The sequence below is a fragment of the Saccharopolyspora indica genome, from assembly GCF_027853965.1.
In the GTDB taxonomy this organism is placed as follows: domain Bacteria; phylum Actinomycetota; class Actinomycetes; order Mycobacteriales; family Pseudonocardiaceae; genus Saccharopolyspora; species Saccharopolyspora indica.
In genome coordinates, this window is record NZ_JAQGLB010000009.1 from 263,300 (window position 1) to 288,265 (window position 24,966).

The window sequence follows — 24,966 nt, forward strand, 5'->3', positions numbered from 1 at the left end:
GGCCGCGTGGCAGGCAGGATCCGGGAGAGCGACATCGCCGAAGTGCGCGATCGCATCCGGATCGACGAAGTCGTAGGCGAGTACGTCGCCCTGCGCAGCGCCGGGGGCGGCGCGCAGAAGGGCCTGTGCCCGTTCCACGACGAGAAGACGCCGTCGTTCAACGTGCGCCCCAGCCACGGCACCTTCCACTGCTTCGGCTGCGGCGAGGGCGGCGACGTCATCGCCTTCCTGATGAAGATCGAGCACCTCGGCTTCGTGGAGTCGGTCGAGCGGCTGGCCGATCAGGCGGGCATCCAGCTCCAGTACGAGGGCGGCGCACCGGGGCCGAAGCGCGACCGCGGCACGCGGGCGCGGATGGTCGAGGCGCACCGCATCGCCGCCGAGTTCTACGCCGAGCAGCTGCGTTCGCCGGAGGCGTTGAAGGCCCGCGAGTACCTGTCGGAGCGCGGTTTCGACGAGGCGGCGGCCCAGCGCTTCGGCTGCGGGTTCGCGCCCGCGGGCTGGGACAAGCTGACGAAGATCCTGCTGCAGAAGGGCTTCGAGCTCGACGAGCTGATCAAGTGCGGGCTGTCCAAGGAAGGCCGCCGCGGCCCGATCGACCGGTTCCACCGGCGGCTGCTGTGGCCGCTGAAGGACCTCGGCGGTGACGTGGTCGGTTTCGGCGCGCGCAGGCTCTTCGACGACGACCCGATCCAGGCCAAGTACGTCAACACCTCGGCGACGCCGATCTTTAACAAGTCGCAGGTGCTGTTCGGCATCGACCTGGCCAAGCGGGAGATCGCCAAGCGCCGCCAGGCGGTGGTGGTCGAGGGCTACACCGACGTGATGGCGATGCACCTGGCCGGGGTCCCGACGGCGGTGGCCTCCTGCGGCACGGCCTTCGGCGACGAGCACATCTCGGTGCTGCGCAGGCTGATGCTGGACGACGACGTGTTCCGCGGCGAGGTCATCTTCACCTTCGACGGCGACGAGGCGGGCAAGAAGGCCGCGCTCAAGGCCTTCGAGGGCGAGCAGCAGTTCACCTCCCAGACCTTCGTCGCGATCACCCCGGACGGCATGGATCCGTGCGAGCTGCGCGAGGCCAAGGGTGACGCGGCGGTGCGAGATCTGGTGGCCCGCCGTCGGCCGCTGTTCGAGTTCGCCATCCGCAGCCTGCTCAACGAGCACGACCTGACCACCGTCGAAGGCCGGGTCGCCGCGCTGAAGCGGACGATTCCGCTGGTCCAGCAGATCAAGGACCAGAGCAGCAAGGAGAACTACGCGGTCCAGCTGGCCGGCTGGTCGGGCTGGCACAGCGAGAACGACGTCGTGCGCCGGGTCAAGGGCGGCAGCGGTCGACAGGCCCGGCCCGCGCGCAAGCAGGCCCCGAAGCCGAACCAGGCCGCGCTGGGCATCGACGTCGACCTGCCGCGCAGGCCGCCGCGCAACGATCCCCGCCTGCTGGTGGAGCGGGAAGCGCTGAAGGCGGCGCTGCAGCTGCCCGCGCTGGCCGGGCCGACCTACGACGCGCTGCCGGAAGATGCTTTCACCGAGCGCGCTTACGCCGAGCTGCACCGCGCGATCCTGCTCGCCGGGGGCACGGCGTCCGGACTGGACGGCGCCTCCCTGGTGGGTGCGGTGGCGCAGCAGTGCGGCAACGACGTCGTCGCCCGGATGCTCACCGAGCTCGTGGCGGAGCCGCTGGACGTGCAGAGCGACGACGGTCCGCGCTACGTCGCGGACTTGATCACGCGCATGCAGGAGCGCCTGGTCAGCAGGCAGATCGCGGACATCAAGTCGAACGTCCAGCGGATCTCGCCGGTGGAGGACGCCGAGGAGTACAACGCGCTGTTCGGCGACCTGATCGCGCTGGAGGGCTACCGCAAGGCCCTGCTGGACAAGATCATGGGGACGATGTGATCACCTGGCTGCGCCGGCTGGGCGCCCGGTTGAGCGGCACGGCCGAGCTGCCCGCCGACTTCACCGGAGAGCTCGCGCCCGAGGAACACGTCCTGGCGGTGGCCCGGACTTCGGACGGAGCCCTGGTCGCCACGCACCTCGGCCTCTGGCTGCCGGAGGGACGCCGCATCGGCTGGCACCTGCTGAGCAAGGCCACCTGGAAGAACGGCGCGCTCACCCTGGTCGAGGCCGAGGAGACCGGTGATGCGGGTGGCGCGGTGCTGCTGCGCGACCAGCCGGACCGCCGCCTGCAGCTGACCGAGCCCAGGCGCCTGCCGGACGTCGTCCACGAGCGCGTGAACAAGTCGATCCGCTCCCGCCACCACCGCGACCTGCCCGGCGGGGGAGCGTGGTTCGTGCAGCGCAAGGTCCCCGGCCAGGACGGGATCGTGCTCCAGGTGCGGCCGGACCGGGGCGCGGACGAAGCAGCGGTCGCGGAGTTCGCCGCCACCGTCGCCGAGCAGCTGCAGCGGGCGAAAGAGCGCTGATCCCTCGACAATCCCGCACCTCCCGGAATACAGTACGAGCGTACTGCTAGGGAGGCATGGCATGTGGAACCCGCAGAAGTACCTGACCTTCAGCGAACAGCGAGACCGCCCGGCTCACGATCTGATGTCCCGGGTCGGTGCTGAGCGCGCGCGCCGAGTGGTCGACCTCGGTTGCGGCGCGGGCAACCTGACGTCGCTGCTCACCGACCGCTGGCCGGATGCCGAGGTCGAGGCCACCGACTCGTCCCCGGAGATGGTCGAAGCCGCGCGAACCCGCGGCGTCCCGGCCCGCCTGGAGGACGTCCGGGACTGGAAACCGTTGCCGGACACCGATGTCGTGCTGTGCAACGCGGTCTTGCAATGGGTCCCCGAACACGTGGACCTGCTGCGGCGCTGGCTGTCCGAACTGCCGGTGGGCGCCTGGTTCGCCCTCCAGGTGCCGGGCAACTTCGAATCGCCGTCCTACGTGACGATCCGCGAACTGCTCGCCGAACCGCGCTGGCGCGACCGGGCGGGCGTCCTGCGAACCGACTCGGTGCTCACACCGGTGGGCTACGCCGACGCCTTCGCGGACCTCGGCGTCACCGTGGACGCCTGGGAGACGACCTACGTCCACGCCCTGCAGGGCCCGGACCCGGTCCTGGAATGGGTGACGGGAACGGCGCTCCGCCCGGTCCGCGAGGCCTTGGACGACGAGGAGTGGGAGGAATTCCGCGCCGAGCTGGCATCCCGCCTGGCGAAGGCCTACCCGCAGCGCCCCGATGGGGTGACGTGGTTCCCGTTCCGCCGCGTCTTCGCAGTGGCTCACCGCGTCTGACCTGCGAAGACACGCCGCCGATCAATAAGAGGGGGGCCCCGTGAAGGGGCCCCGGGGGATGCGCTAAAGTAGTCCATGTCAGCGCGACGAGCTGATGAAACAAAAGAACATTCCTCCGTAGCTCAATTGGCAGAGCATTCGACTGTTAATCGAAGGGTTACTGGTTCGAGTCCAGTCGGAGGAGCGCAAAGCCCAGGTCAACGACCTGGGCTTCTTGTTTGAGTTCAGGTGGTACGACGCCTGCCGAGCGCGGTGGACCACGGTGAGCGTTCGCTCGCGTGCTGCGTGCGTGCCGTTGAAGGGGAGGCCGAGGCGGATCTCTGGCTCGATCGGGTGGGGAGTAAGCTTTTCACGCTCCGATGATCTAACTCTCGTATTGATGGAGAGCCAGTGCGCATCGATCGTTTGAGGGTGAACAACTTCCGGAACCTCGCTGATCTGGATCTTCGTCTTGAGCCGAGCGCGGTCATCGTCGGCGAGAACCGGTCGGGCAAGAGCAATCTCGTGCATGCGCTCCGCCTGGTGCTGGACCCGGCGTTGTCGAAGTTCGATCGCTACCTCGGGCGAAGCGACTTCTGGGACGGGCTGTCCGATGGAAGTGATGACTGGGATCCGATGGCGTCGGGTGAAGTCATCGAGATCTCCGTCGAGATCGTTGACTTCGAAGACGATGCCAAGCTGATGGTTGCGTTGAGCGACGCCTTGGTCCAGGAGTCGGAAGCCCGTGCGAGGTTGACGTACCGCTTCGCTCCGATGGACACCGGGACGGATACAGGTCCGGTCAAGTACCGTCCAACGATCTTCGGCGGGGACAACGAGGACCAGCTCATTTCGAGCGACCTCCGCGGGTATCTGTACATGGCGTTCCTGCATGCTCTCCGCGATGCGGAGACTGATCTGGCCAGTTGGCACCGATCGCCGCTGCGCACGCTTCTGGAGGCGGCGGCCAAGTCGATCGAGGAATCAGATCTCGGTGTTGTTCGCGAGGCGATGAAGGAAGCCAACGCCAAGATCAACGATCTCAGTGAGATCAAGAACGTCGGTGCTGACATTGCGGCGCGTGTCCTCGAGATCGTAGGCGACAACCAGGCATTGGAGACCGAACTCGCGGTTGCCCCGGACGATCCGTTGCGGCTCATCCGGAACATGAAGCTGTACGTCGACGGCTCCGCACATCGTCACCTTGGCAGCACCAGCCTGGGCACGCTCAACGTGCTCTACCTGGCCTTGCTGGAGCTGGGGCTCGAACAGCGCCTCCGTGATGCTGACATCGCACATGTGGTGATGGCGATTGAAGAGCCCGAGGCGCACCTGCATCCGCACATGCAGCGGTTGGTCTTCAAGCGGTTGCTGACTGAGGCTCCGCAGACGCGGACTGCTTTGGTCACCACGCAGTCGCCGCACATCGCGAGTGTTGCTTCGCCGCGCAGTCTTGTTCTCCTGCGCACGGTGAATGGGCAGACCGCAGCGGCTGCGGCCCATCAGGCCGATCTCAGTCCGCAGGAGTGGGACGATCTGGCTCGTTATCTCGACGCGACACGAGCTGAACTCGTATTCGCCAGGCGGGTTCTCCTGGTCGAGGGGTACGCCGAACAGGTTCTTGTCCCGCAACTTGCGAGGTCCTGCGGAATGGATCTCGACAAGCTCGGAATCACAGTGTGCTCGGTTAGCGGCACCCACTTCGGTACATACGTGGCGTTTTGCGAAGCGCTGGAGATCCCGTGGGCTGTCCTGACCGACGGCGATGGTGGTGCTGGCGCGAACCGGGCAGCGAATCTGGTTCAGCGAATTCGGAAGAGCGGGCCTCCAGCGGACCACGGGATCTTCGTTGGTGGTACGACTTTTGAGCATGATGTTGTGCTGGCCGATTCCGCGAATGTCGGCCCGTTCTTCGACACCTTGCGGGAACTCGGGTCGGCGAGTGTCGCCGATGCGATCAACGGCTGGGGTGGTTCTGCACCCTCTTGTGATGAGTTGATCAGCGTTATTGGGAAGGTGGGTGGCAAGGGTAGGTTCGCTCAACGTGTGGCTCTGCACAAACTCGTGCCGGCGGCTCACGTTCGCGACGCGCTCGAGTACCTGGCGGCGCAGTGAACAGATTGTCGGAGTCGATTGCACAACTTCGGCACAATCCGCAGCAGGCCAAGGCGTTCGAGACGCAGGGTCATTGCGTCGTACTGGCGCCGCCCGGCAGCGGGAAGACGAAGCTGCTGACCACTAGGCTCGCCTATGACCTGTTCAACACCATCCCGTCTCCCCATGGTGCCGCGTGCATCACGCTGACGAACGCAGCCGCTGACGAACTCAGGCGTCGACTCGACGTACTCGTCCCTCCCGGGCGGTCGTCCTTGTTCGTAGGGACCGTTCACAGCTTTGCCTTGCGCCGGGTCATCGCGCCTTTCGCCGCTGTCGCCGGGCGGCCTGACCTCGCGAGGGCATCGATCGGAAGCGACGCCCAAATCAACGGTGCCTACGAAGAAGCGATCGGTGCAGTCTTCGGGTCGCGTGCGGACACCCGTCATATCCGATCCACCATCGAATTCCACCGGAAGCGGCTGTCCAGCGACGACCAGTGGTCGCGCAGTGGCCATAAGACCCTGGCCGCAGCACGGAAGTACGAAGCAAAGCTGGCTGAGCAGGAACTCATCGACTTCGACGGCGTGGTAGCAGCCGCCGTCGAACTAGTGGAGAAACACGAACTCGTCCGACGGGCGCTCATCGCACGGTTCCCGTGCCTGTACGTGGACGAGTACCAGGATCTCGCGCCAGGACTCGACCGCCTCGTTCGGGCGATGTGCTTCGGCCAGAGCGGTAGTGCAACGCTTTTCACCGTCGGTGATCCTGAACAAGCGGTGTTCGGATGGACAGGAAGCAGGCCGGAATTGCTGGCCGAGCTGGCCGGGTTGCCAGACGTCACGGCGGTACCGCTCGAGATCAACTACCGCTGTGGTAAGGAGATCATCCGCGTCGCGGACCGCGTTCGAAAAGGTACAAGCCCGGTCGTCGGCCAGCGTGACGGCGGGCATGTATCGGTCAACTACTGCCCAGATGGATTCGCGGGACAGTGCCGGTCGGTGGTCGCAGCCGTGCGTAATGCAGTGGCAGATGATGTGGCGTTGCACGAGATCGTGGTGATCTGCCTGCGTAACGATCAGTGCAAGCGGGTCGCGGAAACCTTGAGGGCGAGCAACATCCCGGCCTTCGTCCGAGGTGCCGAATATCGGCAGTCGACCTCAACCGCGTTCGTCGAGGCGTGCGCGGCATGGAGCACGCTTGACCGTGAGCGGAGCAACTACAGACTGGCGGATCTCCTCGGGCAGTGGCGGAACCTTGTTGGTCCAATGTGGACACGTGAGCAGGACGTCGCCCTGGCCGAGCTTCTGATGAGCCTCGACTCCGGCGAGCAGATGACCGCGCATGACCTGCTGGAGCGGCTTCTCGAACTCGGCTTGGCCCGTGGGTTGCAACGGCCGTCCATGTCGGATGAGGCCTTGATTCTGGCTGAAATGAAGAAGAGTCTCACTGAAGGAGCGCTAGTAGGTTTGACTATCAAAGGTCTCGCGGAGCGCGCTCGTAAAGTCGATCGCGTTGAGGTTACCACCATGACTTCAAGTAAAGGGCTGGAGTTCGACGTGGTCCTTATTGTAGGGCTCGACGATAAGGGGATTCCGCACTTCAAGTCGATTTACAACCCGGCGGAACTCGCAGAGGATCGCCGCAAGTTCTACGTATCTATAACACGAGCGCGGAATCAAGTGCACATGTTCTACTCGGAATTCGTTGAATGGGCTTCGGGGAAGACGACGACGGCCGGCCCCAGCAGATTCCTGAGCGAAGCCGGACTCCTGTGAGATGAACGTCAGGGTGCCGGCAACATCGAGACCGTCTGATGGATGGCACCTGCTGTCGGGCGCCAGCGATGAACGCCCCGCGCGCGACGGCGAGAAAAGCCTTGGACTGTCGGTCGTCGTCCGAGGTCGCCACTGCCGCAGTGCGGGTGGCGTGACAGGATCGCGGGCATGAGTGACACCAGCAGGCCCGAGGTCTACTTCGACATCTCCATCGACGGCAAGCAGGTGGGCCGCATGGTCTTCAGCCTGTACAACGACATCGTGCCCGACACCGCCGAGAACTTCCGCGCCCTGGCAACGGGGGAGAAGGGCTTCGGTTACGCGGACTCCTTCTTCCACCGCGTCATCCCCGGTTTCATGGCCCAGGGCGGCGACTTCACCAAGGGCGACGGCACCGGCGGCAAGAGCATCTACCCCGGTGGGCAGTTCAAGGACGAGAACTTCACCGCCAAGCACACCAAGCGCGGCCAGCTGTCCATGGCGAACGCGGGCCCGAACACCAACGGCTCCCAGTTCTTCGTCACCTTCACCGAGACCGGCTTCCTGGACGGGCGGCACGTCGTCTTCGGCGAGCTGATCGAGGGCCTCCCCGTCCTGGACGCGATCGAGCAGAACAAGACGGGGCGGAACGACAAGCCGCTGAAGCCGGTCCGCATCGACGCCAGCGGCCAGCTCTGACAAGGCGCCAGCACCACGACTCCGGATCACGGCCGCACTAGGCGGCGGGTGCAGCCCTGCTGGTCCGATCCCGGTCGGAGGAGCGCAAAGCCCAGGTCAACGACCTGGGCTTCTTGTTTCGGCGGGACCCGTTGGCAATGGATTGCCGACTTTCCTCAGCGGCGATGATTCCAGATCCTTCTCTCGTCCAGAGGATCATCGACCAGGGGCTGCGCTCGAGCTGTGCGGGACGCCCGACCCCTGTTCGGGCTCCGAGTTCCCCGAGGATGAAGACGGCCAGCTCGCCCTCTTCGACGTGCCGACCGTTTGAAGCAGCAGTCGGTTCTGTCGGTGGTCGTTGGCAGGGTCTGGGGCCATGGGTACTCCGGTGATTCGGCGTTCTTTGGCTCTGCACTCCGATCTTCGACGCAAGCCCCACGACCTGCTGCGGGAGTGGGTCGACCTGGTCGGTCCGGACACCTCGCCCGAGGAGCCGGTGGCCGTGCTGGAGGCGCGGATCGCCGAGTTGGTGGGGACTCCGGCGGCGTTGTTCTTCCCCACCGGCGCGATGGCTCAGCAGGTGGCGTTACGGGTGCACGCCGAGCGGCGGGGGCGGTGGACCTTCGCCGGGCATCCGCACCTGCACCTGGACAACTGGGAGCTGCAGGGTTACAACGCGGTCCACGGGCTGCGGTTTCACCGGGTCGGGGATCGGAACCAGCTGCTGAGCACGGCGGATCTGGCTGCTGTTGGTGAGCCGCTGGCCGCTGTGGTGTGGGAGTTGCCGCAGCGGGATCTGGGTGGGCTGCTGCCGGAGTGGGTGCAGTTGTGCGAGCAGGTCGAGCTGGTCCGGTCGCGGGGCGCGGCGGTGCACCTCGACGGTGGGCGGATCTTCGAGGCGCAACCGTTCTACGACCGCCCGCACGCGGAGATCGCGGGGCTCTTCGACACCGTCTACGTGTCGCTCTACAAAGGACTTCAGGGTGTTCGGGGAGCTGTGCTGGCCGGTGATGAGGCGACGGTGGCTGAGGCCGCGGTGTGGCGAAAACGCCTCGGCGGTGCGATCCCGAACGCATGGCCGCTGGCGCTGGGAGCTCTGGTGGGATTGGAGCGGCTCGTGCCGCGGATGGCGGAGTTCCGCGACCACGCTGTCGCGATCGCGGCCGCGCTCAACGCGGACGGGGTCGTGCGCGTGTTTCCCGACCCGCCGCAGACCCCGTTGTTCCACGTGCACGTTCCCGCCACCAAAGCCGCGGTCGAGCAGGCCGGTGCTCGGATGCTCGCCGAGACCGGCACGCAGTTGTTCATCAAGGTCCGCTCATCACCTGATCCGTCGCGGTGCTCCTTCGAGATCACGGTCGGCGAGAACGCGATGGAGTTCAGCCCTGCCGAGGTGGTGGAACTCGTCCGCGATCTGGTGACCCGCGCGCAGGCCGGGTGACTTGCACGTGGCGCTCCAGCTTCCAGAACCCTGGCTTGGCAGTGCGCCAGAAGCGCCGCTGAAAGTCTCCACAGCTGCGCCCCGGAGAAGTCGGATTGACCCCAGCGGAGTCTGGCCCCGCTGAGGCTGCTCCCGGTTCAATGACGTCGATGGTGCGGTTGGCGCAAGCGGCGGCCGCGAACCGGGCGATGTGGGGAGGTCGGGGTGCAGGAGCTGACGGAGGACGTGCGGGAGCGGCTCGTGGCGGCAGCCGTGTGGTTCGTGGCGACCACGTGTCCGGACGGGGCACCGCACGTGACTCCGATGTGGGTCGGGGTTGACGGCGACAATCCCTGGTTCAACACCTCGGTGGGACGTCTCAAGGAGCGCAATTTGCGCCGTGATCCGCGAGTGTGCCTTTCACACCACTCCGATCCGTTCGATCGCGTTCAGATCCACGGCCGCGTAGCTCGTTTCGTCGAGGGCCCAGAGGCCGAACACGACATGGATCGGCTCGCGCGCAAGTATCTGGGCACTTCGTACGAGTGGCTGCTGCCGGGGGAACAACGGATTACGGTGGTGATCGAGCCTCTCAAGGTGCGCCGAATCGTCGGCGTCGAGCCCTTCCCGCCGAGGTGAACAGCTTCTCGGCGACGTCAGGTGGCCGAGTCGATGGCGTTGTACACGGTGGGCCAGCCGTGGGCGTAGTAGTCGCCACGTGGTGTGAATGCGACAGCTGCCGAGCCGTTGGGGCAGGCAGCGTGTCCTGCTGAGCTGGTGTGGATGGTGTAGTTCGCACCGGTCCACGCGGCGATGGTGGTTTCGCCGGGAAGGTGTGCGCTCAGCCGGCCGTTCTCGGTGGTGAATCGGGTACCGGTGGCGCGGGCGCGCAAGAGGCTTTGGTAGCTGGTGTGGTTGAGGCGGCAGTCGCGGGGTGGCGTTGTGTGGGGCCAATCCGGGGCGGTGTGGCCCGCTTCGCGGGCGGCGCGGTAGAGGCGGGGGATGAGGTGGTCGGCGTGTTCTGGGGTGGCCAGCTGCTCGCAGATCCACAGTAGACGGCCTGCGCCGCGTGGTGGTGCCGTGCTGCGCCAGCGGATTCGGCGGCCGAGATCTGCCGCGGTGATCGCGATCCAGGGGTGGACGGTGCCGAGGTGGCCCTGTTCGGCGAGCCAGCTGAAGTAGCGGGGTGCTTCGGCGAGGATCGGCTGGAGGGCGGCGAGCGGGAGTCCGGCGATGGCGCGGGGAGAGCCGGCGAACGCGCGCGGTGTGCTGGCTACCAGCAGGAACGCGCACTGCGCGAGGTCGCCCGGTTCGCACCGGTGTGCACCATCGGCCTGCGAGGTCGAGCCGCCGACTGCTCGGAGGGCCTCTGCGACCCGGGGTCGGAGGTTGTCGGCGATGGGGGCTTCGGCGAATGCCGGTACGCAGTCGGCCACCGCGCGGGAGAGCAGTTCTTCGGCTTGCTGCGGTGTTTCGGGGGCGGCCTTTCCGGCGAGTGCGGCGATGAGTTCGTTCCCGGTCCGCACGTTGATCATCAGGCGGGTGGTCAGGTGCCCGAGATCGGTGACGGTCAGCGAGGAGGCCTGAGTGAGGTAGCCGTGCCGCAGGAGCTGTTCGACCGCGGCCTGCACGGGAGCGCTGTCCTGATCTCCCTGGTGGTGGGCCAGGGTTTGCTGCCACCAGAGCTGGGCGTCGGCGGTCGTGCGGATGCGGTCCTGGGCGAGTTCGGCCAGCAGGTGATCCGGGAGGTTGGCGGCGATCTGGGACCGCACCGCGTAGCCCGCGGTCAGCTGGCGCTGCCACGTCGCGCGTTCGGCGGCGGTGTTGATCAGGTAGGCCCAGCCTTCGATCTCCCCTGCGCCGATGCGTCCGGCGCGGCCGAACATCTGCTGCACGGTCGCGGTGTCGATGGTGGCGGTGCCCAGCTGGGTGTCGCGCACGATGACGGCGCGGGCCGGCAGGTTGACGCCCGCGGCGACCGTCGTGGTGGCCACGAGAACGTCGAGCTCCCGGTCGCGGAATCCCTGTTCAGCGGCGTGCTTGTGCTCCCAGTCCTTGTAGTGGATGCCGATGCCGACCGAGGTGCAGACGCGTTCGAGCCGTTCCAGGTCGTCGGCGGCGACGTCGTCGGTGTTGGCGCCGCGTGCTCGCGCGAGGGCCAGGGCGGTCGCGCGGACGTTGTGCTTGCTGCCGCAGAACACCAGGACGCTCCCGGCGTCAGCGGTGATGCGGGCGGTGAGGGCGACGGCCAGTCGGGTGCGTGCGTCCTGGTCGGCCTTGCGGTCGCCGGTGTCCGGGATCACCGGGAGCTGCCAGGTGAGCCGGGTGGGGCGCCAGGTCGTGGTGATCAGCTCGGCGCGCAGCCAGGAAGCGATGTCGGCGGCGTTGGACACCGTGGCCGACAAGCCCACCATCCGCACCGGAGCGCCGTTCTCGGCGAATCGTGCCAGCAGCGCCTCCAGCACCGGCCCGCGGTGCGGGTCGCCGAGCAGGTGGATCTCGTCGACGACGAGGCAGCCGACCTGCTCCAACGCGGTGCGCAGCGAGGCGGTCCGGCACAGCGACTCGAACTTCTCGGTCGTCGCCACCCACACGTCCGCGTCTCGAATGCGCTGCCGGTCGATGGCGTAGTCGCCGGAGAGCCGTTCCACCCGGATCCCGAGCGCTCGCCACCGGCCCAGCTCCCGGTCGAGTTCCGCGGTCAGCGACCGCTGCGGTACCAGCCAGGCCGCCTTCCTGCCGTGCTGGAGCATCGCCTTGAGCACCGCCATCATCCCGATCACGGTCTTGCCCGCGTCGGTGGGCGCGGTGATGATCACCGGGGAATCCGTTCCGACGATGGTCGGCGCGGCCTGGGCCTGAGCGGGGTTCAACGTCGGGTGCGGCAGGTAGGGCAGCCACTCGCCGGGCACCACGGCATCGACCGGCCCCTCACCTGGGACGTCGTCGTGGGTCTCCCACATCAGCTCGAACGCGTCCCGCGCTGCGATCGCACCTTGCGGCGTGGACTCCGGCGTGACGCGCAAGTGCGCGAGACGGCCTCCCGGGCCGACTGTGCTGATGGCTTCGTCCTCGACCCAGTACCGGACCCGCCGGTGCGGAATCCCGTCAGCGTCGAGGCGCCGGGCGAGCGCGTCGAACCCCGGTTCCAGCGGCAGCAGCACCCGGACGTCGGTTCCCGGGGGCTGCCGGGCGATGAGGACGTCCGGATCGCTGGTCTTGACCCAGTGCAGCAGCCGCGGTTCGGCGGCGACGACACGTGCGCCGTTCATGAGTTCGTCCACGAACGCGGCCGCGTGCCGGGCGGGGATCGCCTGAACGGTCACCCCGGGCCCGGCATCGCAGTTCGGGCGGGAGCGAGATGAGCCATCCATGAGCTGCGCGTACGTGCGGAGGCCGAGATCGCGCAGCTGGAAGGTCGCCGGGCAACGCGGGCACACCACCGCCGCCAGCAGTCCGGCCCGGTCGCGTCCCTGCTTGCGCGGGCCGTCGTAGACCTTCCGGAACACGTGCAAAGTCGTGCCGCAGCCCGGGCATTCACGAGGCGTTGCGGCTTGGTACCACCAGCCCGGCGCGTTCATCCACGGCGAGCTCGCCGTCGGTCGCACTCCCCAACGACGGGACATCAACTCGGGCACCGTCGAACCGTCGGCGCCTGCAGCAGAGAAGTCGCTTCCCACCAGCAGTGATCCTCCGCAGCGAGGACGATGTGATCGCCGAGGGTATCGAGAACGCGAACCGGGGAAGCGGCCGTGCCTCGCGTCGGCGAGTCGGGATCGAGTCCGGTGACCGCGGAACGGGTGCGCGCGCGAGTGCGCCGACCGGTGGGAGCCGGTCGGCGCACTCTTCGATCAGGCGTAGATCAGGCGTCAGCCGTTGAAGGCGCCCGAGTTGGCGTCGCCGCCGACACCCGCGCCACCGTTACCAGCGGAGGCGTTGCCGCCGTCACCGCTGGACAGCACGCTGAGGCCGCTCAGGACGTTGACGCCGACGCCGCCGTTGCCGCCGACGCCGTTGCCGCCCTGGGCGTAAGACCCGGCGTTGTCCCCGTGGTGCCCACCAGCGAAGGCGGGGGACCCGACCGCCAGAGCAGCGGCGCAGGCAGCAGTGACACCGATCAGACGAAGCGTAGTGCGCATTGCATGAACTCCCATCCATATTCGGGCCGTTCGGCGGCTGTCCCGGATTTCCGGGACCTGGGGGGTGCACGCCGATCGGCAAGATGTACAGTGCATCGGTTCGGGTCGGTGCGCCTTCGCAACCACCCCAAAGGGAATCTTTCGCCACCCTTGCGGATGATTGCGCCGTTCCATCGGCTGATCTGGCGGGTCGAAGCCGGAAAACCGCTTCCTCACAGCGAAAACCGGCGTGATCGCTGCGAATAAGGAGTTTCACGATTCCCGCGCGGATCGATGCGGTGCCGGTGCGGATTTCGGCTCGCGGAGTTCGCCGATATCTCGTATGGCGGCGAATTCGGCGTAGCTCTACCACCGAAGTCTGAATTCCGCTGTGCGAACTGCGCGTCAGTCGTCGGGGACCCAGCGGAGCACGTCTCCGGGTTGGCAGTCGAGCGTGCGGCAGATCGCGTCGAGCGTGGTGAACCGGACCGCCTTCGCCCGGCCGTTCTTCAGCACCGCGATGTTGGCGGGCGTGATGCCGACGGCTTCGGCGAACTCGCCGACCGACATGCCGCGCTTGGCGAGCTGGACGTCGAGGTCGACGATGATCGCCATCAGATCACCCCGGCGATCTCGGTCTTCATCTCGGTCGCCTTGCGCAGGAGGTTGCGCATGATCACCACGACCATCGCGAACGACGCCCCCACGCCGACGCACGCGGTCGCGGCACCCAGCGCACCGATGACCGCCATGCCGTCGTCGGGCGACGGGATCTCGGCCACCGCCAGGTGACCGGCCACCCCGGCCGCCACCAGCGTGGCCAGCAGCGTGGCGCCGATGATGGCGTCGACCCAGCGGAAGGCCCGCGAGCTGAAGATCGCGTCGCGCTGGACCATCGCGAGCAGCATCCACGCCGCGACGAGCACGATCTGGACGCAGGCCACGCCGATGATCGCCGCCGTCGCGTAGGGCACCGCGAGCGGAGCGTAGGGCGGGAAGAGCTCGACTTCGTCGGCCGCCGTCGTCGGGATGACCACGATCTGGCCGAAGAGGCCGGCTGCGATCGCGCCGACGATGCCGATCCGGAGGGCGGTGATGATGAACGAGTGCATGCATCGATTATCGATCGGAACCTATCGAAAATCAATAGGTCAACGGCGCCGGATCGCGGTGGAAGGTCTTGTCCGAGTAGCGGTCGGTGGCGATGAGCAGCGCGCGCCGCTGTTCACCCACGACGTCCCCTTCCCCAGAGCGGAAAGCGCCGGCGAGCAGAGCGCAGCGAAGCCCTCAGCCCGGATTCGGCCGTTCGGTCGACTTCGGATTCCTCGGAACGGGAGACTGGGCGGCATGTTCAAGAAGTTGTTGGCCGCCGTGGGGATCGGTGGCGCCGAGGTGGAGACCGTGTTGCACACGCCCGGAGTGCAGCCAGGTGGTGTCGTGCACGGGGACATCCGGTTGCGCGGCGGCGAGGTCCAGCAGCACCTGGACGGCGTCTTCGTCGAGTTCGTCACGCGGGTCGAGCATGAGACCGCCGATGACCGGGAGCGCGAGATGATGCGCCCCGTCGGGCGGGTCGACGTGCAGCGCGGGGTCGTGCTGGAGCTGGGTCAGGTCGTCGAGTTCCCGTTCCAGGCCCCGGTGCCGTTCGAAACGCCCATCACGCACTACAAGGACCGGCCGCTGCCGGGCATGTTCGTCGCGGTGCGCACCCAGCTGGAGATCAAGGGGGCGTTCGACGCGACCGACACCGATCCGATCGGCATCGGTGCGCTGCCCGCGCAGCACGTGCTGCTGGAGGCGGTGGAGCGGCTGGGTTTCCGCCTGCACCACGCCGACGTGGAGATGGGCCAGTTCCGCCGGACCCGCCAGCAGCTGCCGTTCCACCAGGAGATCGAGTTCAGCGCCTCGCCGAGGTACCGCCGGATCCAGGAGCTGGAGGTGTCCTTCCTCGCCGGACCGGACGGCATGGACGTGGTCCTGGAATCGGACCGCAGGCCCGGCCTGCTCACCGGCGAGCGCGACGTCACAAACGTTCTGCACGTCGACTACGCGACAGTGCACCAGGTGGACTGGGCGGCCGAGATCCACCAGCGCCTGGAGCGAATCGGCACCGGCTGGCTGTGAAAGAGACCGTGAGTGCTTTGGGGTGCTGGGACGCCCCGAAACACTCACGGCCCCCGCCGGTCGGATTCGCGTGTTCGGCAGACCTCGGACTGCTCGGGACGCGACACTGGGCGGCATGTTCAAGAAGTTGTTGGCCGCCGTCGGTGTCGGTGGCGCTGAGGTCGATACCGTGCTGGGCACTCCGGGGGTGCAGCCCGGTGGGGTCGTGCGCGGGACCGTCCGGCTGCGGGGCGGGGAGGTCCAGCAGCCCTTGGACGGCGTGACCGTCGAGTTCGTCACGCAGGTCAAGGAGGAGATCCCCGACCGCATCCGGCACAACTACGACAACCCGCACCGCCACGAGATGTACCGCGACGAGAAGCGGGAGGTCACGCGCGGTTTCGGGCGAGTTCACGTGCAGCAGGGAGTGGTCCTGCAGCCCGGGCAGGTGGTGGAGTTCCCGTTCGAGGCGCCGGTGCCGTTCGAAACGCCCATCACGCACTACAAGCACGGCCCGCTGCCGGGCATGTTCGTCGCGGTGCGCACCCAGCTGGAGATCAAGGGCTCGTTCGACTCGACCGACACCGACCCGATCGGCATCGGCGCGCTGCCCGCGCAGCACGTGCTGCTGGAAGCGGTGGAAGCCCTCGGCTTCCGACTGCACCACGCCGACGTGGAGATGGGCCAGTTCCGCGGCACCCGCCAGCAGCTGCCGTTCCACCAGGAGATCGAGTTCAGCGCCTCGCCGAGGTACGGGCAGATCAACGAGCTGGAGGTCTCGTTCTTCGCGGGCCCGGACGGCATGGACGTGGTCCTGGAGGCCAACCGCAAGGTCCTGATGGTCGGCGACCGCGACGTCAAGAACGTCCTGCACATCGACTACGCGGCGGTGGGCCAGGTCGACTGGCCCGCCGAGCTGCACCAGCGCCTGGAAGGCCTCAACGCCGGCTGGGTGTGAAAGAGCCCGTGAGTGTTTCGGGGTGCCATAGCGCCCCAAAACACTCACGGGCCTGAACCCTCACCCGCCGAAGCGGCCGTCCTTGATCGCGCCGAGGAACGCCGCCCACTGACCGGCGGTGGTGGTTAAGTGCCCTGCGGCGCGGTTCTTGGTGTCGCGTACAGCGGCGCCACCGTCGACGCGGCCGACTTCGACGCAGTTGGTCTGGCCACCGCTGTACTTCGACTTCCGCCATCCTTCGGGGCGGTGCGGTTTCGTCATGATGTCGTCTCCCTGGATTTGATGACATCGGCGACGAGCGCTGCTGTTTCAGCCGGACTCATCGCCAGATCGAGCAGCTCGTCTGCTGCGGCTCGGTAGCTCTTCACCGTCTTCTCATCCGTGATCGTCGCCGACGAACGGAAGTGTTCGAGATGCAGCACTGGTTTCGCGCGAGGGAACTCAAGGAGTGCCCACGGGCCGCTCAGGGCGGCGGCAGAGGGGCGCTCCATCGGCAGGACTTGGAACGTCACGTTGCTCAGCGCGGAGATCTTCAGCAGTTGGTGGAGCTGTTCGACCATCACGTCATCCGGGCAAACCGAGTGGCGTAGTGCGTACTCGCCGACGATGGCGATGAGCTTCTTGGGCGGTTTGTCGGTGAGCACATGCTGTCGACCGATCCGGAGCGTTGCGCGTTGATCTGCCTCGCCGCGTGACTGGCCGTAGGCCACCATGATGTGGCGGGCGTACTCGTAGGTCTGCAACAGTCCCGGGATCATCAGCGGCTCGACGTTGATCACCGTGGTGGCGGTGCGCTCGTACTCGGTCAGTGCGGCTAGCTGCTTGTCGATACCTGGCGCGACCCAGTTCGGGTCGAGTGCATCGCGTGCAAGTTCGAGAAGACGTTCGCGGTCCGGACCGTTGACTCCGAGGACGGCCAGCACGGTGGCAGTGTCTGCCTCGCTGGGAATGAGTTTGCCGTTCTCCCAACGCGATATGTGCGAACTACTGCGCTCGATCATCTCAGCGAGCTTGCGTGTTGAGTAGCCGCGCCGTTCGCGTGCCTGTCGTAGCTCCACTCCCAATGCGCGTGCGCGCGGAGTGTCAGCGCTGCTAGCCATGCAGCAATCGTAGGCGTGCACAGATCGTCATGACAGCGTCAGCTGATCGAGTAATAGCGGAAATGCTGCATGCATCACATACTTGATGCATGCAGCAGCGACGGAGCTGCTGGTGATGATCTGGCGGGAGGCTTCATGTCGTACCGAGCTCATCCCTTCCACTGGGTGCCGGGCGCTGGTCAGCGGCACGCGAGTACCGATGCTCGTCCGGTCGGCACTCTGGTTTACCCAGCTGGCACTGAGGTCTCGACCTTGTGCGAGGAGTCCGTTCAGGCCGATTCGAGCGAGATCGCCTGGTTGTGGCCGACCTGTTCTGCGTGCAACCGGGCTGCTCACAAGCTCGCCGGTCTTCCCCCGGTGGGCGGTGCGCGATGATTTCAGCTGGAATGGTGCTCGTCGTTGCCGGGTTCGGGTTCGCGATGTGGTGGGTGGCCCGGCACTTCATCGAGTACGGCAAGCACGCCGGTTCCGGCGAAGGTGCGCTGACCGTGTCGCACCTGCTGGCTCAAGCTGCCCGTGAAGCCGAAACCGCCGGTCGACATCGGTTGCGCGAGCCAGGACCTCCGGGTCGCGGGTTGGACGGTGCGGAGACCGATCAGCTGCCTCGTGTCGAGATGAGTCCGCCCGCGTTCGGCTCGTCGTCGCGGGATCCGTTGATGATGCAGCGGATTCTGACCGCTTTGCACCAGATCTGAAGGCCTGGTGGGGAGATCTGCGGCTTCCCCTCCCTGGCCGCGCTCCTCACCACGTGCCCGCCGCCGGGTTCCCACGGCGGTCGGGCACCCCGGATGGCCGGGTGGTGCGTCGCTCGTCGACGTCCCCGACACCGCCCGGCCATCCGCTTCTAACGCAGGTCAACCGACCACGAAGGTTCTGGTGGTTCCGGTGAGGGGGCTGATCTCGCCGTTCCAGCCGTTCTTCCAGTTGCCGTGGTGGACGATCCGGTAGCGGCCCGCCGGGGTGTTCGGCGGGATGTCCCAGGTGATCCTGGCCGTCGAGGTCGCTCCGAGCGAGCGGGTCCAGTGGTACTTCGTCGACCAGTGGCGGTCGTCGGCCACCGGCCGCCACTCGCCGCCCACCTGGCGCTGGACCTCGGCGAAGGTGCCGCCGGTGCGGAGGTCGTTCTTCGGGTGGCCGGTCACGAACTCCGCGGTCACCTGCTCGGCGCGGCGGTAGCGGTTGGCCGGTTCGGTGAGCACGTCGCCGAATTCGCGGCCCGGTGGCTTGTCGTCGAAGACCACGCCCGGCTGGAAGTTGATCAGCTTGCCGCGCAGGTCGCGCGGGGTCGGGCCGGGCGGCACGGCGGTGCCGGAGCGCATCGCCGCGGCCAGTCGGGCGAATTCCTGCTGGTAGGCGGGAAGCGTGTAGCGGCCGAACAGCGTCGAAGCGCCTTCGTACTGCTGCGCGTCGTACTCCTCCGGCGTGGTCACGTACTGGCTGTAGGCGTTGGCGTAGCCCTGCACCAGCACGTTCTCCAGCGGCACGCCCAGCTCGTCGGCGACCGCCTGGCGCAGCCGCAGCCCGGCCACGATGGTGCACTCGGCGGGCACCGCCACCAGGTGCAGCTGGCCGATGCGGATCAGCTGGAGCGGCAGGACTTCCGGGCACCACGGGTAGGGCTTCATCGCGCCGAAGGGCACCGCGATCGGTTTGGGCGCCTGCGCGTCGGCCAGCCCGGCGGGGATCGGTGCGTCCGCGCCGCCGAGCCAGTCGAGGAACGGGTTGCGGATGCCTTCCGGGATCGGCAGGCCGGGGCCGTCCTCCCGGCTCCCGGCGAGCATGGACACGCCGATCGCCGCCGTGCAGGTGGAGTGCTGCTCGCCGTCCGGGGTGAAGCGACCGTCCACGGTGACCTTCGACAGGTCGACGAAGCACATCCGGTGGTCCACCGCGCCGGTGATCTGCTCCTGGGACGCGTCGAAAGCGCGCTTGGCGGCGCGGAACTGGCGGTCGCCGATGATCCGGGTGTTCTCGAACTCGTCCTCGGTGGGGCCGGAGCCGGGCGAGAGGTTCAGGTTCGGCGACATGTCGCCGGCGTTGGTCTGCGCGAAGCAGGCCACGAAGTCCGCGTCGAGCTGCTCCCAGGCGAACGCGGCGTAGCCCTTGTTGTCCGAGCTGATCAGCCGGTTCGTGTTGGTCATCGAGGTGCCGTGGGTGGCGAACCAGGTGATCGCGCCGACGTCCCGGCTGCCCTGCGCGAAGCGCAGCACGGTCACCGCCGGGTCGATGCCCAGCGGGAAGTGGTCCTTGTCCGGCTGGGGATTGAGGTCGAAGGCGCTGCGGGACCGGTTCGCGCTGGCGTCGGTCAGCAGGGCTCGTCCCAGGTGCGCGGTGCCGGGCTTGAGGTCGGCGTGCGCTCGGGAGATCGCCTCGGTGATGCCGTCGACGACGGCGTTGTAGGTCTGCTCCTGGAAACCGAGGATGGCGAGGTCGTAGGCGGCGTAGTGCGAGTCGCCGCCGCACGCCGCGTGCGTGTGCGTGGCGTTGAGCAGCACGTTCTGCTCGGTGTAGAGGTCGCCGTGGGTTTCCCGGAGCTTGCGCAGCACTCCTTGGTGCACCGACTGGAACACCGCGCCGAGCTCGGCGGTCACGAACGCGATGCGCTTGTCGCCGTCGGCCACGACGAACGCGCGCGCGAGGGTGCGCAGGTGGATGCCCGCGGTCTGCTGCTGGGGCATCGAGTAGCCCATCATGCCGTTTTCGGCGGCCGGGCCGGTGACGTCGGCCATGCCTCGGCCCACCAGGTAGTCCCCGGTCTCGCGGACGGTTTCGGCTGCGGCGCTGGTGCCGCCGAGCGTCGAAGCGACCAGCGGTGCCGCCGCCGCGGCCGCCAGCACCTGCCTCCTGGCAACGGGCATGGGCCTGCACTCCTCGATGAATGCGAACCAATTTCACGTTCTTGGGTGACAGGAGGCTACGTGATTCAGTTCACCCTGCCAAGGGGATCAGCGCGCCGGTTTCGGCGTCCACACGGTGGCCTCGCCCCGGAACGTCGGCTGGTGGTCCGGCGGATCGACGTCGTCGATGCGGGCGCGGACGACCCGGCCGCGATCGGTCACCACGCACACCGCGGTGCCCGGTTGCAGGACGTCGAGGATGTCCGCTCCGGTCTCCTCGCGCAGCACGTCCGGCACCCCGGGAACCGTCGCGGCCCGGTGGCACTCGGCCGGGGTGAGGAACGCACCGGCTCGCACGATCGACATGGCGCTGCCCTGGTAGTCGCTGAACCAGTCCTCAAAGCAGTGCTCCCCGCTGTAGGCGAGGTCCGGCTCGCCCGGCGCGCTCTCGGGGCGAGTCCCGGTGTCGTCCCAGTCGATCTCGTGCATCTCACAGCTCAGAGAATTCACGCCCCAGGGCACGACTTCCGGCGGGAAGTAGGCGGCGGCGGGCGCGCGTAGCTGTGGAGGGGTGGTGTCCTCGGGTTCGCTGGAGCATCCGGCGACGAAAGCGGCTGCGAGCAGGAAAGCCGCCCTCCGACGTTGCGGCATCACTCCAGGATCCAGATCTTGGCTCTGCCGCGCAGGGAGGGTGAACGGGGGCTGTCCGGTGTGACGTTCTCGATCTCTGCGCGCACGACGCGCTTCTGATCGGTGACTATGCAGATGGCGGCGCCGGGGACGAGGCCCAGTTCGTTCACCTCGTCGCTGTCGACCCAGATGGGCAGCGTGCCGGCCATCGCCGCGCTGCGGCAGGACATGGCGTCCAAGGCGGTTCCGGGCGGGACCAAGCCGCCGTGCGTGGCGTGGAACGATGCATTCGAACAATCGCTGCGCCCGTAGGAGAAATCGGCTTCGCCGGGGTCGGCAGCGGGGGAGCTGCCGAGGTCATCCCAGTTGATCTCGTTCACGTTTCCGCACGCAGTGTCGGTCACGCTCCACGCGACCTCCTCCGGTTCGCCGAACCGGAACTGCGCGACAGGGGTGGCGGATGCCGAGGGCTGCGCGGACATCCCGGGTTCCTCGGTGGGCGGTGCGGCCGGGCTGGTCGTGGCGGCATCAGTGCTGCCGGTGAACCAGTCCAGCACGCTGAGGCTGTCGGCCAGGAACCCGATGAAGCCGGCGAATCCGACGGCCACGGCGACGAACGTGAACTTGCCTTTGCCGTGCATCCGACTCCTGCGTTCCCGTGCGGTGATCGATCGTGCGCATTATGTCACCACTTGCGCACCGGCAGGATCGGTTTTCGGTGCGATCAGGGCTTCCGGCCGATGCCGCCGATGTGCATGCTGTGCGCCGGGCTGTCCGGTTCCGGCATGTCCGGACCCGCGCGCCACTGGTTGTGCGGCACCAGGCCCGGTTCGACCAGGTCGAGGCCGTCGAAGTAGCGGATCTGCTCGTCCCAGCCGCGGAAGCAGCGGCTGCCCATGCCGCTCTCGGCGAACACGCGGGACAGCTCCATGGCGCGCGGCTCGCCGTTGTCGCAGGTGTTGGAGACCATCAGGAAACCGCCGGAGGGCAGCCGGTCGCGGATGCCCGCGGCCACGCCCTCGGGGTCCTCCTCGTCCTCCAGGTGCATCAGGATGCCGCCCAGCAGCACGGCGAACGGCTCGGACTGGTCGATCAGCCGCGCGGTCTCCGGGTGCTCGAAGATCGCATCCGGTTCGCGCAGGTCCGCGTTGAGGAAGGCGGTCCGGTCGTTGGAGGCGAGCAGGGCGCGTCCGTGGGCGAGCACGATCGGGTCGTTGTCCACGTAGACCACGCGCGTCTCGTGGGCGATCTCCTGCGCGATCTCGTGCACGTTGCCCGCGGTCGGCAGCCCGGAGCCGATGTCCACGATCTGCCGGATGCCCGCTTCGCCGACCAGGAAGCGCACCGCCTGCCGCAGGAAGTGCCGGTTCGCCTTGGCCAGCAGCATGGCCTCCGGCACCACTTCCATCATCGCCGCGGCCGCGGCCCGGTCCACCGCGAAGTTGTCCTTGCCGCCGAGGGAGTAGTCGTAGATGCGGGCGATCGAGACCTTCTCGGTGTTGATCTCCGCGGGTACGTGCTCGATTCCGGATTCGGATCCGATGAGTCGTTCCAGCGGTCCCGGTGCTTCCGCCATCGTTGTCGTCCCCTCGTGCGAAGGCCGGAGATCGACTCAAGGTACAACATCAACTCGACGACGTTTCGCGTTTGCCGGGAATTGTCGAGAACGACTTTCGCTGGAATATTCCAGCGTTCTCGGAAATGGTGTCAATACCCGACCGGCATCGCGATCACGGCCCGGAGCCGCCGCGACCACTCCCGCGCGGCGCCGGCAGCGGCGATCCGGTCGCGGTCGGATTCGGTGGGCACCAGGAAGATCTCGCCGGTCAGCACGGTGCTGCCGGGCCGCGCCAGCTGGTCGAGGAGCCGGTCCACGTCGGGGACGACGCGGACGAACGACCCGCGCACGGCGGCGATCTTCCGCGCCCGGTCCGCCATCCGCCCGATGGTGCTGCGATTCCGCCATTCCGCGAGATCCGCGCCGTACCGCGCGGCCTGCTCGGCGCCGTCAGGGGTGGAGATCACCGGGAAGGTGTCCGGGCGGTCGTCCCGGGGCGCGGCGACGATCACGAGCTCGCCGCTGGTGATGCGCTCGGCGAAGGTGTCGATGCCCAGCATCGCGGCCCGGCCCGCGTAGCGCGAGGTCGTCGCGTCGACGACTTCCTCGTCGTGGACCGCGGCCCGCCACCGCAGGTGGCCGGGGCAGCGGCCGGTGCCGCGCAACCGCCTGCGCCAGCACTGGCCGCCGCGCCCGCAGTCCTCCCAGCTCGGGTGCACGACGCCGGCGACGAAGACCTCGATCTCGGCGATGTCGCGGCGCTGGTTCCGCGCGGGCCGGAGGAGCCGCACGCACGGCACCTGCGCCGCTCCCCGGACCTGGACCTGGATGGTGAACCGGGTGCCGTCCGGGCACTGGAACCGCAGGCCCGAGCTGCGGCGCTCGTTGCCCGCCTTGTTGAAGGCCCGGGCCGTGCGGGCCCGCAGCATCTTCCGCACCTGCCGGTCCGACGGCTCCGGCGGAACGGGCCGGGAGCAGGTGCGCCCGGCGCGGTGCGTCCAGTGGAAGCCGCTGCCGGACCCGGGATTGCGCCTCAGGTAGACGGGATGGCGTTCGATGCAGCGCGCGTAGCGCCGGTGCGGGTTCGTGCGGTGCGCGTAGAAGCGCTCCCGCTGGAACTTCCCGGGATGTCCCAGGTCCGGTCGGTGCGCGTCCAGCTCGTGTTCGTGCTCGTCGTCGGAGAACGCGATCAGAGTCACGGCTGCTCCCCAGCATCCCGGTTTCCGGCCCGCACCCACCATGGTGCCGTCCGCGCGGAAACCCCTGCCGCGCCGCGGATCGCGCCGGGTGATCAGCACTTCGGCACCCGGGGCGCGGCGTCGGCCGGACGGGGCGAGCAGCGCGGTGGTGATGGCGGATCGTCGTGGTCCGGACGTCGCGGGCATCGCCCGACCGAACCAGCGCTGCGCTGCCCGGGCGGTTTCTAGATCTTCCCGGGCAGCCCGAAGAGCGCGAAGTGCTCGGCGCCGATGAACGCGGTGATCTCCCGGATCAGCCCGTCGTGCAGCGTCAGCACGTTGATCGCCCACGGGTGGTGCGCGGTCTCGCCGTCGCGGCGCAGGTAGCAGGCCACCGCGGGCTGGCCGTTGGCGCTGATCGGCAGGTGCCGCCAGGCCCCGCACGAGGTCAGCGGCACCTGGACGGCGAAGTCCAGCACCGCCTCGACGCCGCGGTACCAGTGCGGCAGCGGCGGCATCGACCACGTGACGTCGACGGTGAGCAGCGAGAGCAGCAGATCGGCGTCGCCGCGTTCCAGCGCGGTGGCGAATCCGGTGACGACCTCCTGGATCCGCCCGTCGTCGAGCCGGCTCAGCGCCTGCTGCTGGGAGCGGGACGGCACCTTCTCGGCCACGATCCGGCGGGCGCGCTGCAGCGCGCTGTTCACCGACGCGGTCGAGGTGTCCATCACCTCGGCGATCTCGGCGGCGGAGAAGCCCAGCACCTCGAACAGCAGCAATGCCGCCCGCTGGTTGCCGGGCAAGTGCTGCATCGCGGCGACGAAGGCGATCTCGACGGCCTCGCGCTGCTCGTAGTGCGCCTCCGGCGCGGCCCGGCCGCTGCTGAGCCCGGCGTCGGCGTAAGGCCCCAGCCACGCGACATCGGTGCGCGGAGCGGCGTCGACGACGGCGTGCTCGCTCGACGGCCCGAGGTCGACGGGCAAGGCCCGCTTGCCGCGGCTCTCGATGGTGTCCAGGCAGGTGCGGGTGGCGATGGTGTGCAGCCAGGTGCGGACGGAGCTGCGGCCTTCGAACCGCGCCAGCCCGCGCCACGCCCGAACGAGCGCGTCCTGCAGCGCGTCGTCGGCGTCGTAGGAGGAACCGAGCATGCGGTAGCAGTGCGCGTGCAGCTCCCGGCGCAGCGGTGCCACGAGCCGGTCGAACGCCGCGTCGTCCCCTGCGCGCGCCAGGGCCAGGTCGTCGACCGCGCTGGAAGAAATCTCGCTCACGGCGATGATTCTGCCTCCGCGGCTCCGGTCAGAACCGGTGAACCG

24 protein-coding genes and 1 tRNA gene are annotated in these 24,966 nt (G+C 68.0%); 13 read left to right on the forward strand and 12 right to left on the reverse strand.

All coding sequences use genetic code 11. The features are described from left to right. The first annotated feature begins 6 nt into the window (after positions 1 to 6). From dnaG to OU416_RS21445, 9 genes are all read left to right on the forward strand, one after another. Positions 7 to 1,899, forward strand: a complete 1,893-nt coding sequence (dnaG, locus tag OU416_RS21405; protein WP_270928776.1) for a DNA primase — start codon at positions 7 to 9, stop codon at positions 1,897 to 1,899. Beyond that, positions 1,896 to 2,426 (forward strand): hypothetical protein, encoded by a 531-nt coding sequence (locus OU416_RS21410; RefSeq protein ID WP_270928777.1) that lies wholly within the window; start codon positions 1,896 to 1,898, stop codon positions 2,424 to 2,426. Before dnaG ends, OU416_RS21410 begins: the two co-directional genes overlap by 4 nt. Positions 2,427 to 2,487: 61 nt before the next feature. Continuing rightward, positions 2,488 to 3,243 carry a trans-aconitate 2-methyltransferase gene (locus tag OU416_RS21415; RefSeq protein ID WP_270928778.1) on the forward strand — a complete coding sequence of 252 codons (756 nt, stop codon included), beginning with the start codon at positions 2,488 to 2,490 and terminating at the stop codon, positions 3,241 to 3,243. A 111-nt stretch (positions 3,244 to 3,354) separates the two neighbouring features. Continuing rightward, positions 3,355 to 3,427, forward strand: a tRNA-Asn gene (locus OU416_RS21420). A 206-nt stretch (positions 3,428 to 3,633) separates the two neighbouring features. Continuing rightward, the gene (locus OU416_RS21425) at positions 3,634 to 5,337 is read left to right on the forward strand and encodes an ATP-dependent nuclease (RefSeq protein WP_270928779.1); all 1,704 of its coding nucleotides are present in this window, start codon (positions 3,634 to 3,636) and stop codon (positions 5,335 to 5,337) included. Continuing rightward, on the forward strand, positions 5,334 to 7,094 hold the full coding sequence (locus OU416_RS21430) for a UvrD-helicase domain-containing protein (RefSeq protein WP_270928780.1): 1,761 nt from the start codon (positions 5,334 to 5,336) through the stop codon (positions 7,092 to 7,094). Before OU416_RS21425 ends, OU416_RS21430 begins: the two co-directional genes overlap by 4 nt. A gap of 168 nt (positions 7,095 to 7,262) precedes the next feature. Further along, the gene (locus OU416_RS21435) at positions 7,263 to 7,772 is read left to right on the forward strand and encodes a peptidylprolyl isomerase (RefSeq protein WP_270928781.1); all 510 of its coding nucleotides are present in this window, start codon (positions 7,263 to 7,265) and stop codon (positions 7,770 to 7,772) included. A gap of 355 nt (positions 7,773 to 8,127) precedes the next feature. Continuing rightward, on the forward strand, positions 8,128 to 9,192 hold the full coding sequence (locus OU416_RS21440) for a threonine aldolase family protein (RefSeq protein ID WP_270928782.1): 1,065 nt from the start codon (positions 8,128 to 8,130) through the stop codon (positions 9,190 to 9,192). 204 nt (positions 9,193 to 9,396) lie between these two features. Further along, complete coding sequence (locus tag OU416_RS21445; protein ID WP_270928783.1) at positions 9,397 to 9,810, forward strand: TIGR03618 family F420-dependent PPOX class oxidoreductase; 414 nt, start codon at positions 9,397 to 9,399, stop codon at positions 9,808 to 9,810. A gap of 17 nt (positions 9,811 to 9,827) precedes the next feature. Here the strand turns inward: OU416_RS21445 and OU416_RS21450 are convergent, their stop codons facing one another. From OU416_RS21450 to OU416_RS21465, 4 genes are all read right to left on the reverse strand, one after another. Beyond that, entirely contained in the window at positions 9,828 to 12,680 is a 2,853-nt protein-coding gene (locus tag OU416_RS21450; protein ID WP_270928784.1) for a DEAD/DEAH box helicase, read from the reverse strand. Between the two features lie 360 nt (positions 12,681 to 13,040). Then, positions 13,041 to 13,310, reverse strand: coding sequence for a hypothetical protein (locus OU416_RS21455; RefSeq protein ID WP_270928785.1), 270 nt, complete (start codon positions 13,308 to 13,310; stop codon positions 13,041 to 13,043). Positions 13,311 to 13,694: 384 nt separating this feature from the next. Next, complete coding sequence (locus tag OU416_RS21460) at positions 13,695 to 13,904, reverse strand: helix-turn-helix domain-containing protein (RefSeq protein WP_093151955.1); 210 nt, start codon at positions 13,902 to 13,904, stop codon at positions 13,695 to 13,697. Beyond that, positions 13,904 to 14,401, reverse strand: coding sequence for a DUF2975 domain-containing protein (locus OU416_RS21465; protein WP_270928786.1), 498 nt, complete (start codon positions 14,399 to 14,401; stop codon positions 13,904 to 13,906). The genes OU416_RS21460 and OU416_RS21465 overlap by 1 nt, the downstream gene beginning before the upstream one ends. Positions 14,402 to 14,636: 235 nt before the next feature. Here OU416_RS21465 and OU416_RS21470 point away from each other — a divergent pair, with 235 nt between their 5' ends. Together OU416_RS21470 and OU416_RS21475 are read left to right on the forward strand one after the other, a co-directional pair. Next, positions 14,637 to 15,413, forward strand: a complete 777-nt coding sequence (locus tag OU416_RS21470) for a sporulation protein (protein ID WP_270928787.1) — start codon at positions 14,637 to 14,639, stop codon at positions 15,411 to 15,413. 115 nt (positions 15,414 to 15,528) lie between these two features. Continuing rightward, entirely contained in the window at positions 15,529 to 16,350 is an 822-nt protein-coding gene (locus OU416_RS21475; RefSeq protein ID WP_270928788.1) for a sporulation protein, read from the forward strand. 60 nt (positions 16,351 to 16,410) lie between these two features. Here OU416_RS21475 and OU416_RS21480 read toward each other — a convergent pair whose 3' ends face one another. Continuing rightward, complete coding sequence (locus tag OU416_RS21480; RefSeq protein WP_270928789.1) at positions 16,411 to 16,611, reverse strand: DUF397 domain-containing protein; 201 nt, start codon at positions 16,609 to 16,611, stop codon at positions 16,411 to 16,413. After that, positions 16,608 to 17,450 (reverse strand): helix-turn-helix domain-containing protein, encoded by an 843-nt coding sequence (locus OU416_RS21485; protein ID WP_270928790.1) that lies wholly within the window; start codon positions 17,448 to 17,450, stop codon positions 16,608 to 16,610. The genes OU416_RS21480 and OU416_RS21485 overlap by 4 nt, the downstream gene beginning before the upstream one ends. 135 nt (positions 17,451 to 17,585) lie before the next feature. Here OU416_RS21485 and OU416_RS21490 point away from each other — a divergent pair, with 135 nt between their 5' ends. Beyond that, entirely contained in the window at positions 17,586 to 17,825 is a 240-nt protein-coding gene (locus OU416_RS21490; RefSeq protein ID WP_270928791.1) for a zinc finger protein, read from the forward strand. Beyond that, positions 17,750 to 18,145: a hypothetical protein gene (locus OU416_RS21495; RefSeq protein ID WP_270928838.1), complete on the forward strand. Its 396-nt coding sequence runs from the start codon at positions 17,750 to 17,752 to the stop codon at positions 18,143 to 18,145. The genes OU416_RS21490 and OU416_RS21495 overlap by 76 nt, the downstream gene beginning before the upstream one ends. A gap of 159 nt (positions 18,146 to 18,304) precedes the next feature. Here OU416_RS21495 and OU416_RS21500 read toward each other — a convergent pair whose 3' ends face one another. The 6 genes from OU416_RS21500 to OU416_RS21525 form a co-directional block, all read right to left on the reverse strand. Next, a complete protein-coding gene (locus OU416_RS21500; protein WP_270928792.1) occupies positions 18,305 to 20,308 on the reverse strand; it encodes a neutral/alkaline ceramidase in 2,004 nt (667 codons plus the stop codon). An 87-nt stretch (positions 20,309 to 20,395) separates the two neighbouring features. Continuing rightward, positions 20,396 to 20,938 (reverse strand): hypothetical protein, encoded by a 543-nt coding sequence (locus OU416_RS21505; protein WP_270928793.1) that lies wholly within the window; start codon positions 20,936 to 20,938, stop codon positions 20,396 to 20,398. Then, positions 20,938 to 21,558 carry a hypothetical protein gene (locus tag OU416_RS21510; RefSeq protein ID WP_270928794.1) on the reverse strand — a complete coding sequence of 207 codons (621 nt, stop codon included), beginning with the start codon at positions 21,556 to 21,558 and terminating at the stop codon, positions 20,938 to 20,940. The genes OU416_RS21505 and OU416_RS21510 overlap by 1 nt, the downstream gene beginning before the upstream one ends. Positions 21,559 to 21,641: 83 nt before the next feature. Further along, positions 21,642 to 22,493: an SAM-dependent methyltransferase gene (locus OU416_RS21515; protein ID WP_270928795.1), complete on the reverse strand. Its 852-nt coding sequence runs from the start codon at positions 22,491 to 22,493 to the stop codon at positions 21,642 to 21,644. A gap of 131 nt (positions 22,494 to 22,624) precedes the next feature. Beyond that, a complete protein-coding gene (locus OU416_RS21520) occupies positions 22,625 to 23,860 on the reverse strand; it encodes a hypothetical protein (protein ID WP_270928796.1) in 1,236 nt (411 codons plus the stop codon). A 38-nt stretch (positions 23,861 to 23,898) separates the two neighbouring features. Beyond that, positions 23,899 to 24,921 carry a sigma-70 family RNA polymerase sigma factor gene (locus OU416_RS21525; RefSeq protein ID WP_270928797.1) on the reverse strand — a complete coding sequence of 341 codons (1,023 nt, stop codon included), beginning with the start codon at positions 24,919 to 24,921 and terminating at the stop codon, positions 23,899 to 23,901. Positions 24,922 to 24,966 lie beyond the last annotated feature (45 nt).